The organism is Acidiphilium sp. JA12-A1 (genome assembly GCF_000724705.2).
Taxonomy (GTDB): Bacteria; Pseudomonadota; Alphaproteobacteria; order Acetobacterales; family Acetobacteraceae; genus Acidiphilium; species Acidiphilium multivorum.
The window spans coordinates 1-13,012 of sequence record NZ_JFHO01000128.1; the positions used below are offsets into that span (position 1 = coordinate 1).

Sequence of the window (13,012 nt, forward strand, 5' to 3'; positions counted from 1 at the left end):
CCGCCTCGGCCGCGCGGGCGAAGGCGAGCGCGTGCGCGACCACGGCATCGCCGGCGAGGCGCGCCGCGAAACGCGCGGCCGCGCGCGGCGACTTGCCGTGCAGCAGCGCGGCGACATCGCGATGGGCATAGCCGTGCCGATGCTCGAGCCGGGCGATCCGTCCCGCCTCGATGGTGAAGCGGCGATGAACCGGCCGGGCGATCAGCCCCGAAACCGGCCCCTGCCCGACCTGAAACGCCCCCTCGCCCGCCGGTTCGGCGAAGCGCGGCCAGGCGGCGTCGCCCTCGCCGTGGCGGACGGCCGGGCGCGTGTCGGCCGCGCCCGTCGCGATCGCGCCATCGCGCTCGGCGGCCAGCCGCTCGAACCAGGAAGCGGCGGGAATGGACGGGGACAGGGCGGGAAACGCCTTGTCCGCCAGCGTCACCGCGACCAGCAGCGGCGCGGCGCGGAAGAACAGCGCATGGGCGCGGCCATCGGCCACGAACAGGCCGGCGAAATCCGCCGGATCCACCAGCGTCGCCAGGTGCTGCCAGTCCGCCGGCGTCAGCAGATGCAGCGCCGCCCCGCCGCAGGGCTCGACCGTGGATGCGGCCAGCAGGCCGGCGATCTCGGCGTCCCTCATCGCAGCCCCGCCACCGGCGCCGCCCCGAGCACCACCATCAGGACGAGCAGGCCGAGCACGGCCGCCCCGCGCATCGGCACGCTCTCCGGGCCGGGTGGCGCGGGTGCCGTCAGCGCGCGCGCGCCGCCCGCGCCGATCAGCGCGACGAGGGAGGCGGCCAGCAGCGGCGACAGGGAAGCGGCCGCGCCAACGATGCGGAAATCGCCGGCGAACACGCCGAAGGGCGGCAGGCCGGCCAGCGCCGCGATCGCCCAGATCCGCAACCCGCCCGCGCCGGATAGCGCGACGGCGACCCGCCCGAGCGCCACACCCACGAGAATCGTGATCGCCCCCTTCACATCGCCCAGCCCGAATCCGACCATCGCCGCGCCGCCCTGCAGCAGCGCGAGCGCCTCCTCCGCCGGCCAGCGCCGCCAGAGCAGGGCCGCACCTCCGATCACGCCGAGCAGCCCCGCCACGAGGCCGAGCCGATCCGGCGCCACCCCACCCAGCAGGGCCACCCCCAGCGCCGCCAGCGCGAGGACGATCCCGGTCCGCGGCGCGCCGCGCGGCAGGACCAGCCGCAGCGCCCCCAGGACCGCCGCCGCGATCAGGAGCTTCGCGGCATAGACCGCGATACCCTCCGGCCAGCCCAGCGGTGCCGTGGCATGCGCGAGGCCGGGCGGCGCGACGAGGGCGACCAGCAGCGCAAGGGCAGCGGCCCGGCGCAGCATGGCTTCGACAACGAAGACCGCGCGGTCCGGCCCCGCATAATCGCCCGGCACCGGCGCGGAACCGGGCCAGGTCAGCAACACCCCGAGCACCGCGAGAACGGCTTCCGGCGTCGCCCCGCGCGGCGCGGCGGCGAGCGCGGCAAAGGCGAGCAGCCATGCGAGATCGGCGCCGAGACCGGATGCGGCCAGCCGGGCGGCGGCGAGGCCGGGCATGGCCGCCCCGGCGTCGATCCCCGCCATCACCCGCATCGCCCGCCCGAGCGCGAGCAGGCCGATGAACAGCGCCGGGCCGGCGCGCCCGGCGGTCAGTTGCCCGGCCGCGAAACCGGGGATGACGACGATCAGCATGACCGTCGCCGCCAAGGCGGCCAGCGGCCAGATGCCGTGCAGCGGCGAGGCAAAGGCAGGGCGGATGCGGCGCTTTCGCGCAAGGCGGCGGAGATCGCGCAAGGGCTGCGCGAAGGTGACACCTGGCGCCCCGGCCAGCTGCCCCGCCAGCCGGGCGCGGGCGCATTCGAGCAGCACCGCGAACCCCGCCAGCAGCGCCATGTTCATCCCGGTCGCGATGGTCCGGCTTGCGAGCAGCGCCGGGCTCATGGCCGCCGCCAGCCCCGGCGCGAGATCCGGACCCGCCGGACGAACCACGATGCGGCCCCCCGCAGCGGCGCGGCAAATCCCGTCGCGTTGATCTGCGTGACCGGATCGCCGAACGGCAACCATGCGGGCGGCCGGGCGAACCCGTCCTCGAAGGCCGGCGCCTCGATCGGCCCGGCGCGCAGGCTCCAGCGCCACAGCCCCAGCAGCACGCCGAGCGGGATCAGGAGCAGGAACGGCGCGGTGACGAGGGCAAGCGCGGCGACGGCGGCGGCCGGCAGACCGAGCGCGACGAGATCACGGCGCGGCAGATCCTCGGCGGCGGCGGCGCGCAGGCTGCGCGGCCGGCCGAGGCAGACCAGCGCGAAGAGCCCCACCGAACCGAACCCGGCCAGCGCGAAACCGCCGGCAAGGGCGATGGCGGCCAGCGCGCCCGGCCAGCCGGCCCGCAGCGCTGCCGCGAACAGGCCCTGAAACGCGACGAAGCCCGGCCCCGGCGGCAGCAGGCTCGCCCAGAAGGCCGCACCGCCGAAACACAGCGCGAAGCCGGGCATGCCGCGCGCGAGCCCGCCCAGCCAGTCCGGCGCGCGCGAACCCGTCGCGTCCTCGATCCGCGACGCCGCAAGCGCCAGCGCCGGCGCCGCCAGCGCGCCGGTCTCCAGCGCAAGCCGCATCGCCCCGGCATCGCCGAGCCCGGCCGCCATCAGCGCCAGCCCGGCAAGGCCAAGCGCCGCGCCCTGGGCGAAGCGGAGCAGATCCCCGCCCAGCGCGGCGAGGAGATAGCCGGCCGGGAACAGCGCCGCTCCGGCCGCCAGCAAGATGCCGGGCTGCCCGAGCGTCTCCGCCACCGCGAGCAGCGTCGCCGGCAGCACCGCCAGCGCAGCGGGTGCCGCGGCGCGGTGGCGAGCGGCCAGGAACCCCACGATCAATGCCGCAAAAACAAGCGTGTAGAGATTATTGGCGAGAATTGCGATGAGGCCGGCGAGCATCAGCACCGCGGAAACGCCCAGACCCGGCGCCGCCAGCAGGCCGGCAGCGCCCCCCGCCAGCACGGCGGCGATGACGCCCGCCCGGCCCGGATCGACGGCCAGCGCCAGCCCGCCCGCCGGACCGAGTTCCGGCACCGAGACCGCCAGCCGGCCGGTCAGCACGACCGCGCCCCCCAGCGCCAGCACCGCCCCGGCCAGCGCCAGGCCGGCAGCAGGAACAGGCGCGATCGACGACAGTCGCGCGAGCGGACGGGGCGCGGGGCGTGCCATGTCCCCTTGCTAGCAGGGCCCGGCCGAGTCGGGTATGTCGTGGATGTGACCGTTCAGCCCGGAGCCGCGTGGCGCTGCAACCGCCGCGCGGCCACCAGCACCGCCAGCAGCGCGAGATCGGCCGCGACGAAGGCCGCCGGGCTGATCCGCGCGGTCGAGAGATTGGCATCGAGCACGCGCCACGGATCGATCCCGGAATTGAGCGCATACCATCCCGCCTCGCCGCCGGCGGTGATCGCCACGGCGCCGAGGGCGAGGACGAGAATGCCGGCCAGCGAGCGCCGGAACCCCGGCGGCGCCAGCCGCCAGAGCATCAGCCAGACGAACAGGCCGAACGGCACCATCGCCGCCGAGACGTCGATCTTCTGGGTGAGGAAGAAATGCCAGATCGAGAGCGCGGCGATCGGATAGACCAGCCGGTGCAGCGCCTTCCACCGCCGCCCCAGCCGCGCCATCGCCGCATCGGTCGAGGTCGCGGCCAGCGCCACAAGCCCGATCGTCGCGATGGTACCGAGGATGAGGTAAAACACCGTAAACATCTGATTCAAAACGAATCCGATGGCATATCCCTCATCCGCCGCATACAGGATCACATGCGCGAAGGTGTAGAATGCCGCCGCGAGGCCCAGCATTCGCCGCAACATCGCCAGCCGCATCCAGTCGAACACCGCCCGCGCCGGCGTGATGGCGAGGCCGAGCAGCAGGAAGCGGATCGCCCAGAAGCCGGTCTGCAGCATCAGCTCATGCGTCGGCCGGCCGCCGAGATGTCCGGTTTGCCGCTCCCACAGCATATAGGCCGCCGGCGCGGTGCAGAGCGCGAGGGCAATCGTCTTCAGCCAGGAAAACCGCCCGGCCGGCGTGCGCCAGGGCGCGCCGAAGACGCGGGCCTGGCGTTTCGGGCGAACGCGGACTTCAGCTTGCGGGGCGGCATTCGGCATGGCGGCTCGGATTCCGGTGTGGGAGCAGAAATATGCCCTGAATTCGCCTCGCCACCCCCATCCGGATGCGGATGAGAGCAAAATTCCGTTCAACATTCCGCGCTTGACCGTTCGGGGTGGCGGCTCGCATAACCTCTCGCCATGACATCCGCACGGCGCGCCGCCTGCCTGGTCCCGCGAATTCGCCGCCCGGTCCTGATCTAGGGCCGGGATCGCACGCCTGTCCTTTCCTCCGCCGGAGCCTTTTCGATGAACGACCTGCCGTCCAGCCCGCGTGACTACCGCGCCACCGTCTTCCTGCCGCGAACCGGCTTTCCGATGCGCGGGGACCTGCCGAAGCGCGAGCCCGAGGCGCTGGCCCGCTGGGAGGCGATGGGCCTGTTCGGCCGGCTGCGCGCCGATGCCGCCGGCCGCACGCCCTTCATCCTGCATGACGGCCCGCCCTATGCGAACGGCAACCTGCATATCGGCCACGCGCTGAACAAGATCCACAAGGACCTGATCAACCGCGCCCGCCAGATGGCCGGGTTCGACGCCAACTACGTCCCCGGCTGGGACTGCCACGGCCTGCCGATCGAGTGGAAGGTCGAGGAAGGCTACCGCAAGGCCGGCAAGAACAAGGACGAGGTGCCGATCCTCGAATTCCGCCGCGAATGCCGCGACTACGCCCAGCACTGGCTCGACGTGCAGGCCGAGGAGTTCAAGCGCCTCGGCGTCGAGGGCGACTGGGCGAACCGCTACGCCACGATGGATTTCGCCTCCGAAGCGGCGATCGCCGCGGAAATCCACAAATTCGCCGCCTCCGGCGCGCTCTATCGCGGGCTGCGGCCGGTGATGTGGAGCCCGGTCGAGAAGACCGCTTTGGCCGAGGCCGAGGTCGAGTATCAGGACCGGCGGGACACCGCGATCTGGGTCCGCTTCCCGGTCGTCGGCGGCGATCTCGACGGTGCCGCGATCGTGATCTGGACCACGACCCCCTGGACCATCCCCGGCAACCGCGCCCTCGCCGCCGGGCCGGAGTTCGACTATGTCGTGATCCGCATCGCCGATGCCACCGAGCACAGCCTCGCCCGCAAGGGCGAGCGCCTCGTCGTCGCCGCCGAGCTGCTCGACGCCTTCGCCGCCGAAACCGGCATCACCGCGCACGAGGTCGAGCAGACGCTGCGCGGCAAGGATCTCGGCGCCCTCGTCTGCGCCCACCCGCTGCGCGGCCAGGGCTATGACTACGATGTCCCGCTCCTGCTCGGCGACTTCGTCACCACCGAGGCCGGCACCGGCTTCGTCCACATGGCGCCGGCGCATGGCGAGGACGATTTCTTCCTCTGCCGCGCCCACGGCATCGCGGTGCCGGAAACGGTGAACGACGACGGCACCTACGCCGCCGACGTGCCGCTCTTCGCCGGCCTGCACGTCTACAAGGCGGCGGACCCGGTCTGCGCCGCGCTCACCGCGGCCGGCGCCCTGCTCCGGCGCGAGGAATTCCTCCACTCCTATCCGCATTCCTGGCGCTCCAAGGCGCCGCTGATCTATCTCGCCCGGCCCAACTGGTTCATCCGGATGGACGGCGAGGAGGCGATCCGCGCCCACGCGCTGGAGGCGCTCGACCGCACCGCCTTCGTCCCCGACCAGGGCCGCAACCGCATCCGCTCGATGGTCGAGGCGCGGCCGGACTGGTGCATCTCCCGCCAGCGCGCCTGGGGCGTGCCGATCGCGATCTTCGTCCGCCGCGACGACAAGTCGATCCTGACCGATCCGGCGGTCTTCGCCCGCACCCGCGCCCTGTTCGAGGCCGAGGGCGCCGATGCCTGGTATGCCCGCCCCGCCGCCGACTTCCTCGGGCCGGACCACGACCCCGCCGATTTCGAGCAGGTCTTCGACATCGTCGATGTCTGGTTCGAGAGCGGCTCGACCCACGCCTTCGTGCTGGAGGCGCGCGGCATGCCCTGGCCGGCGGATCTCTATCTCGAAGGCTCGGACCAGCATCGCGGCTGGTTCCAGGCCTCGCTGCTGGAAGCGGTCGGCACCCGCGGCACCGCGCCGTTCAAGGCCATCGTCACCGACGGCTTCGTGCTCGACGAGCAGGGCCGCAAGATGTCGAAATCCCTCGGCAACGTCACCGCGCCGCAGCAGGTGATCGACCAGTACGGCGCCGACATCCTGCGCCTGTGGGTGATGAACTCCGACATCCACAACGACCTGCGCATCGGCAAGGACATCCTCAAGCAGCAGGCCGATCTCTACCGCCGCATCCGCAACACGCTGCGCTGGGTCCTCGGCGGGCTGGACGGCTTCACCGAGGCCGAGGCGATGCCGGCCGCCGACATGCCCGACCTCGAGCGCTACGTGCTGCATCGCCTCTCCCGGCTCGACGCGATGCTGCGCCGCGCGGTCGAGACGCATGACTGGACCGGCGTCTATCCGGCGATCCACCAGTTCTGCAACAACGACCTCTCCGCCTTCTATTTCGACATCCGCAAGGACGCGCTCTATTGCGACGTCCGGCTCGATGCCGAGGGACGGCTCGTCGCCCAGAGCGAGACGCGGCGCGCCTGCCGCACCGTGCTCGACATCCTGTTCCGCTGCCTCGCCACCTGGCTCGCCCCCGTCCTGCCCTTCACCGCCGACGAGGCCTGGCGCGCCCGCCATGGCGAGGAGGCCTGCGTGCATCTCGCGCAGTTCCCCGAGCTTCCCGCCGCCTGGCGCGACGACGCGCTGGACGAGGCCTGGACCGGGATCCGCGCGGTGCGCCGCATCGCCAATGCGCGGATCGAGGAGGCCCGCCGCAACGGCGACATCGCCGCCTCGCTGCAGGCGAAGATCGTCCTGACCTTCGCGGTCGATGCGCCGGAAGCCCTGCGCGCGGCGGACTGGGCGGAGATCATGATCACCTCGGCGGCGGAAACCGAGATCGCCGCCGAGCCCGCAGGCGCCGGCGCCAGCGCCCCGCTGCGCGCCGAGCCGGTGGTGGAGATCGCCCCCGGGGAGAAATGCGAGCGCTGCTGGAAGGTGCTGCCCGAGGTCGGCGGCAACCCCGCGCATCCGGGCCTGTGCCGCCGCTGCTGCGCGTATGTCGAATGACCGGCGCATCTCGCGGTAACGCAAGCCGCCGCACGCTCGGCGCGCTGATGGCGCTGGCGGTGCTGGCCATCGACCAGGCCTCGAAGGCCTGGATCCTCTACGGACTCGACCTGCCGCGGAAGGGCAGCGTGCCTGTCCTGCCGGTGCTGAACTTCACCATGGTCTGGAACCACGGCGTCACCTTCGGCATCCTGGCCGGCGACGACGCGCGGCTGCTGCTGATCGCGGTCGCGATCGCGGCCATCGCCGGGCTCTCGGTCTGGCTCTGGCGCACCCCCTCGCTGCTCGCGGCGCTCGGCCTCGGCGCCATCATCGGCGGCGCCGCCGGCAACGTCATCTCGCGAATCGCCTACGGCGCGGTGGTCGATTTCGTCGATGTCCATGTCGGCAACCTGCATTGGTACGTCTTCAACCTCGCCGACGCCGCGATCGATGGCGGCGTCGCCGCGCTGATCATCGAAAGCCTGTTCAGCCGCGACCGCGCCGGTCACTTGCCGCCTCCCGCGCGCGAGGATAAGGAAGCGCCATGATCCGTTCATCGCGCGCGACCCTTCCGTTCCTGCTGCTCGGCCCGCTGCTGCTGGCCGGATGCAGCAATCCGTCGAAGACCTTCGGGCTGACGGTCACGCCCCCCAACGCGTTCGATGTCGGTACCGAGGCTCCGCTGTCGATGCCGCCGGATCTCCAGGCCCTGCCCACCCCCGTGCCCGGCGAGCCGCGGCCCCAGCAGGTCTCCTCCTCGACCGAGGCGCAGAGCATCCTCTCGCCGCAGAGCGCCCTGCAGAACGCCAGCACCACGATGGGCCCGGCGCAGCAGGCGCTGCTCGAACAGGCCGGGCCGACGCCGCCGGCCAATATCCGCGCGACGATCAACCATGACGCCGAACAGGAAAGCCGCAGCCCCGGTTTCGTCGGCTCGCTGATGTCCTTCGGCAGCTCGTCGAAGGGCGCCAAGGTGGTGAACGCGCCGGCCGAGCAGAAGCGCCTGCAGGAAAACGCCGCCCTCGGCGAGCCGGCAACGAAGGGCACGACGCCGGCGACCGCGCCGGGCCAGGCGCAGAAGGGCGTTGTCGGCCGGTTCCTCGACCTGTTCTGAGTCGGCGGCGCCGGCAAGGGGCTGGCGCTCATGGCTGGCCGGCATCGCCTCGGCGGTTGAACACAGGCCTGCGAAGGGCATATCGGCTTCCATGTCGGAATGTATCACCGCGTCCCCGGCCGCCGTCGCGAAGACCGATGCCGCCCCCTCCTCCGCGCTGACCACGCTGTTCGCGGTCGCGACCGGCGCGGTCGTCGCCAACATCTATTACGTCCAGCCTCTGGTCGGCACGATCGCGCCGGATATCGGCCTGCCGGCGCAGGTCGCGAGCCTGCTGGTGACGCTGACGCAGCTCGGCTACGCCGCCGGCCTGCTGCTGCTGGTGCCGCTGGGCGACCTGCTGGAGAACCGCAAGCTGATCGCGCGCATGGTCGGCGCCTCCGCCATCGCCCTCGGCCTCGCCGCCATCGCCTGGAACGGCACGAGCTTCCTCGCCGCCTCGCTGCTGATCGGCGTCAGCTCCGCGGCGGTGCAGATCATGGTGCCGATGATCGCCTCGCTGACGCCCGATGCCATCCGCGGCCGCGTGGTGGGCAATGTGATGGCCGGGCTGCTGCTCGGCATCCTGCTCGCCCGGCCGATGGCGAGCTTCGTCGCCTGGCTCGCCGGCTGGCGGGCGGTGTTCGGCATTTCGGCGGCGGGCATCGCGCTGCTGGCGGTCCTGCTGCGGCTCAAGCTGCCGCGCGTCACGCCGAAGCTCGATCATCACTATGGCGAACTGATCGTCTCGATGCTCGGCCTCTACCGCACCGAGCCGACGCTGCGCCGCCGCGCCGCCTACCAGACCTGCGCCTTCGCCGCCTTCACCCTGTACTGGACCGCGGCGCCGCTGCTGCTGCTGCATGAATTCCACTACACCCAGTTCGGCATCGCGATCTTCGCCCTGGTCGGCGCCGCCGGCGCCGCCGCCGCGCCGATCGCCGGGCGGCTGGCCGATGCCGGATACGGCCGCCCCGGCACCGCGACCGCGCTGGCGCTGATCGCCCTCTCCTTCCTGATCTCGGGCTATGGCGCCGCCATCCACAGCGTCGTCCTCCTCGCCGGCGCCGGCGTGCTGCTCGATTTCGGCGTGCAGGCCAACAACCTGTTCGGCCAGCGGGCGATCTACGCCCTCGCCCCCGAGCGGCGGGCCCGGCTGAACGGCGCCTACATGACCGCCTTCTTCCTCGGCGGCGCCGCCGGCTCGGCGGTGGCGAGCGACCTGCTGATCCGCGGCGGCTGGACGCTGGTCGCCATCGTCGGCGGGGTGCTGCCGCTGCTCGCCCTGACCTATTTCGGCATCAACGAAGTGCGGCGGGCGGCGGCGCGGCACCACGGATGAAGGCGGCGCTCTCGTCGAGCGCCGCGCGCCCCTCGGGCAGGATCGCCTGGAAGATCGGCCAGGCATGCGGCACGACGGGCCAGATCCGGAGCAGGCTATCGACGCCGGCGGCCAGCGCCTTCTCGTGCAGCCGCACCGAATCGTCGAGCAGCACCTCCCGCGCGCCGACATGGACCAGCATCGGCGGCAGGCCGGCGAGATCGGCGTAGAGCGGCGAGGCGAACGGATTGTACGGATCGGTGCCGGCGAGATAGGGGCGCGCGCCCTCGGCGATCCGGCCGCCCTGGATCATCGGGTCGCACCGCCGGTTCTCGACCGCGCTGCGGCCGGTGCCGGCAAGGTCGGTCCAGGGCGAGAACAGCACCAGCCGCGCCGGCATCGCCATGCCCGCCTCGCGGACCCGCAACGCCACCGCGAGCGCGAGGCCGCCGCCCGCCGAATCGCCGGCGATGGCGAGGCTCGCCGGATCATGCCCCTGCGCGACGAGCCCGCGGAAGGCGGCGAAGCCGTCATCGACGGCGGCGGGAAAGGGATGCGCCGGGGCGAGGCGGTAATCGGCGGCGAAGACACGCAGGCCCCGCCGCGCGAGGCCGCCGGTGACCGGGCGGTGCGACTCGGCGGAGCAGACGACATAGCCGCCGCCATGCAGGTAAAGCACGGTCATCGCCGGCGGGGCGCCGAAGGCGGGCTCGACCCATTCGCCCGGCACGCCGCCGATGATCGAGGGGGTGTACCGCACGCCGCGCGGGGTCGGCATCGGCGAGCGGAACGCCTTGCGGAGCGACTCGGCGTCGGTCGCGCGGGCGAGCTTGCGCTTGACCTGCACACGCAGGACCGGATTGATCAGGTGGGCTGCGAGGCTGGCCATGGGTCTGTGTCGGGCTCCGGGTGCATGGCGGAAGAGGCTTGTTGCTGTAAGATGGGGCCATGCCGATCCGCCGCCTAGACCCGACCACGATCAACCGGATTGCCGCCGGCGAGGTCATCGAACGGCCGGCCGCCGCGGTCAAGGAACTGGTCGAGAACGCGCTCGATGCCGGGGCGCGGCGGATCGGGGTGACGATCGAGGGCGGCGGGATCGGCCGGATCGAGGTGACCGATGACGGTCACGGGATTCCCGAGGCCGAACTGAAGCTGGCGATCGAACGGCACGCCACCTCGAAACTGACCGACGAGGCGCTGGTCCGGATCGCCACGCTGGGGTTCCGGGGCGAGGCGTTGCCGTCGATCGGGGCGGCCGGACGGCTGACCGTAACCTCCCGCCCGGCGGGGCAGGATTCGGCGGCCAGGATCGTGGTCGATGGCGGGGCCGTCCGCGAGGTCGAGCCGGTGGCCGGGCCGGTCGGGACCTGCGTGACCGTCGAGGACCTGTTCCACGCGACGCCGGCGCGGCGGAAATTCCTGCGCAGCGCCGGCGCCGAGGCGGGGGCCTGCGCCGATGCGGTCCGGCACCTGGCGCTGGCGGCGCCTGCGGTGGGGTTTTCGCTGACGATCGACGGGGCGGCGAGTTTCGACCTGCCGCCGCAAGACCGGCGGGAGCGGGTGGCGGCGATCTATGGGCGGGCGGATGCGGAGAAGCTGCTGGAGATCGAGGCGGTTCGCGAAGAGGTGGCGCTGCGGGGGTTCATCTCGCCGGCGAGCCTGACGCGGGCGGCGGCGCGGCACCAGCACATGGTGGTGAACGGGCGGCCGGTGCGGGACCCGCTGCTGCGGATGGCGCTGCGGCTCGCGTATCGGGAGCGGATTCCGGCGGGGCGGCATCCGCTGGCGGCGCTGTGGCTGGAGATTCCGGCGGAGATGCTGGATGTGAACGTGCATCCGGCGAAGGCGGAGCTGCGGTTCGCGACGCCGGACGCGGTGCGGTCGCTGATGATCGGGGCGGTGCAGCGGGCGCTGGCGACGCCGGCGGACCTGGCGGCGGCCCCCTCGGTGTCGATGCCGCGGACGAGTTGGGCGGCTTCCTCGCCGATGCCGCGGTATCCGCAGGCGGAGAGCCGGGCGGCGCGGGGGTTCGCGGAGGCGGAGCTGCGCGGGCTGGATTTGCCGCCGGCGCGGGTGGCGCCGGAGGTTCTGCCCGAATCGCGGCCGGACTATCCGCTGGGGACGCCGATCGCGCAGGTGTTCGACACGTATATTCTCGCGCAGAGCGGGGACGGGACGCTGGTGCTGGTGGACCAGCACGCGGCGCATGAGCGGCTGACCGAGATCAGGCTGCGGGCGGAGCGGGATTCGGGGGCGATTCCGGCGCAGGCGCTGCTGGCGCCTTCGGTGGTGGAACTGCCGGCGGAGGATATCGCGCGGCTGCTGGGGGCGGCGGAGCGGCTGGCGGGGCTGGGGCTGGAGATCGAGGCGTTCGGGCCGGGGGCGGTGCTGGTGCGGGCGGTGCCGGCCGCGCTGGCCAAGGCCGACCCGGCCGCGCTGGCGCGGGATGTGGCGGATACGCTGGCAGAGAGCGGGACGGCGACGGCGCTGGAAGCGAAGCTGGACGCGGTGCTGATCCGCATGGCGTGCCACCGTTCGGTGCGGGCGGGGCGGCGGCTGGCGTTCGCCGAGATGGAGGCGCTGTTGCGGGCGATGGAGACGACCCCCCTCGCCCAGACCTGCCCGCACGGGCGGCCCACGGTGCTGCGGCTGAGCCGGGGCGATCTGGAACGGATGTTCGGCCGGGCCGGCTGAGACCATCCAGATCGTTCTTCCCGAACGGCCCGCACCCGCTGAAAACGTGGCTTTGTCCGGTAGCTGTCTGGTTGCTACGGGGCCCAAGCCCACGGTTCATCACCGTGATGCCACTCAAAAAAAGGTGTAATTTCAGGGATTTGAGTGGTGGGCGCGACAGGGATTGAACCTGTGACCCCTGCCATGTCAACGTCGTGACGGAAGGGGAATCCTCGTGATTTGGGTGAGGACGCGGTGCGTTTTGGCACCTGCTGCTCGCTGTATGCTCGCTGATTTCAGTAGACAAATCGCCGATCCGTGAGAACCAGCTACCGAAGGGGTACGGAAGCTGGGCGCACGGATTGGATTGCGGATCGTCGAGGGGCTCAAAGTCGGCGAGACCGTGTGGGACACCATGATCATTGGTTTCGGTGCGCGCCGGCAGCGCGGACGGCCGACCTATGTTTTTCGATATCGAACAAAGGAAGGTCGGCAGCGGACCTACACGATAGGCCGTCATGGATCGCCATGGACACCGGACGAGGCGAGGGCCGAGGCGATCAGGCTGTTACGGATCGTGATCGACGGCGGAGACCCGAGCGGCGAGCGCCAGATCGAGCATCAGGTGATTTCGATAGCCGACCTCTGTGACGAGTATCTCGCTGACGCCGCGGCTGGCCGGGTACTGACGCGGCGTGGGGTCGCGAAGAACGCGAGTACCATCGCGACCGACCAC

10 protein-coding genes and 1 pseudogene are annotated in these 13,012 nt (G+C 72.1%); 6 read left to right on the forward strand and 5 right to left on the reverse strand.

The features are described from left to right. The 4 genes and pseudogenes from RT91_RS18045 to RT91_RS18060 all read right to left on the reverse strand — a co-directional run. Window positions 1-622 (reverse strand): annotated as a pseudogene (locus tag RT91_RS18045) (Ni Fe-hydrogenase III large subunit); the annotation flags it as partial. Beyond that, a complete protein-coding gene (locus RT91_RS18050; protein WP_035188993.1) occupies window positions 619-1,932 on the reverse strand; it encodes a hypothetical protein in 1,314 nt (437 codons plus the stop codon). The gene RT91_RS18050 and the pseudogene RT91_RS18045, both read right to left, overlap by 4 nt. Further along, the gene (locus tag RT91_RS18055) at window positions 1,929-3,188 is read right to left on the reverse strand and encodes a hypothetical protein (RefSeq protein ID WP_035188983.1); all 1,260 of its coding nucleotides are present in this window, start codon (window positions 3,186-3,188) and stop codon (window positions 1,929-1,931) included. The genes RT91_RS18050 and RT91_RS18055 overlap by 4 nt, the downstream gene beginning before the upstream one ends. A gap of 53 nt (window positions 3,189-3,241) precedes the next feature. Beyond that, window positions 3,242-4,126, reverse strand: a complete 885-nt coding sequence (locus RT91_RS18060; RefSeq protein ID WP_013639870.1) for a sulfite oxidase heme-binding subunit YedZ — start codon at window positions 4,124-4,126, stop codon at window positions 3,242-3,244. A 249-nt stretch (window positions 4,127-4,375) separates the two neighbouring features. Between RT91_RS18060 and ileS the strand changes: the two genes are divergently transcribed. From ileS to RT91_RS18080, 4 genes are all read left to right on the forward strand, one after another. Then, complete coding sequence (gene ileS, locus RT91_RS18065) at window positions 4,376-7,204, forward strand: isoleucine--tRNA ligase (RefSeq protein ID WP_013639871.1); 2,829 nt, start codon at window positions 4,376-4,378, stop codon at window positions 7,202-7,204. Continuing rightward, a complete protein-coding gene (gene lspA, locus RT91_RS18070) occupies window positions 7,201-7,734 on the forward strand; it encodes a signal peptidase II (protein WP_007421835.1) in 534 nt (177 codons plus the stop codon). Before ileS ends, lspA begins: the two co-directional genes overlap by 4 nt. Continuing rightward, a complete protein-coding gene (locus tag RT91_RS18075) occupies window positions 7,731-8,300 on the forward strand; it encodes a DUF3035 domain-containing protein (protein WP_011941659.1) in 570 nt (189 codons plus the stop codon). Before lspA ends, RT91_RS18075 begins: the two co-directional genes overlap by 4 nt. A 91-nt stretch (window positions 8,301-8,391) precedes the next feature. Then, entirely contained in the window at window positions 8,392-9,621 is a 1,230-nt protein-coding gene (locus RT91_RS18080; protein ID WP_035188986.1) for an MFS transporter, read from the forward strand. Here the strand turns inward: RT91_RS18080 and RT91_RS18085 are convergent. After that, entirely contained in the window at window positions 9,581-10,489 is a 909-nt protein-coding gene (locus RT91_RS18085; protein ID WP_011941658.1) for an alpha/beta hydrolase, read from the reverse strand. The genes RT91_RS18080 and RT91_RS18085 overlap by 41 nt on opposite strands. A 59-nt stretch (window positions 10,490-10,548) precedes the next feature. Here RT91_RS18085 and mutL point away from each other — a divergent pair, with 59 nt between their 5' ends. Then, window positions 10,549-12,297 carry a DNA mismatch repair endonuclease MutL gene (mutL, locus tag RT91_RS18090; protein ID WP_035188988.1) on the forward strand — a complete coding sequence of 583 codons (1,749 nt, stop codon included), beginning with the start codon at window positions 10,549-10,551 and terminating at the stop codon, window positions 12,295-12,297. A 346-nt stretch (window positions 12,298-12,643) separates the two neighbouring features. Beyond that, the coding region (locus RT91_RS18095; protein WP_035188990.1) for an Arm DNA-binding domain-containing protein at window positions 12,644-13,012 on the forward strand (369 nt) is incomplete at its 3' end.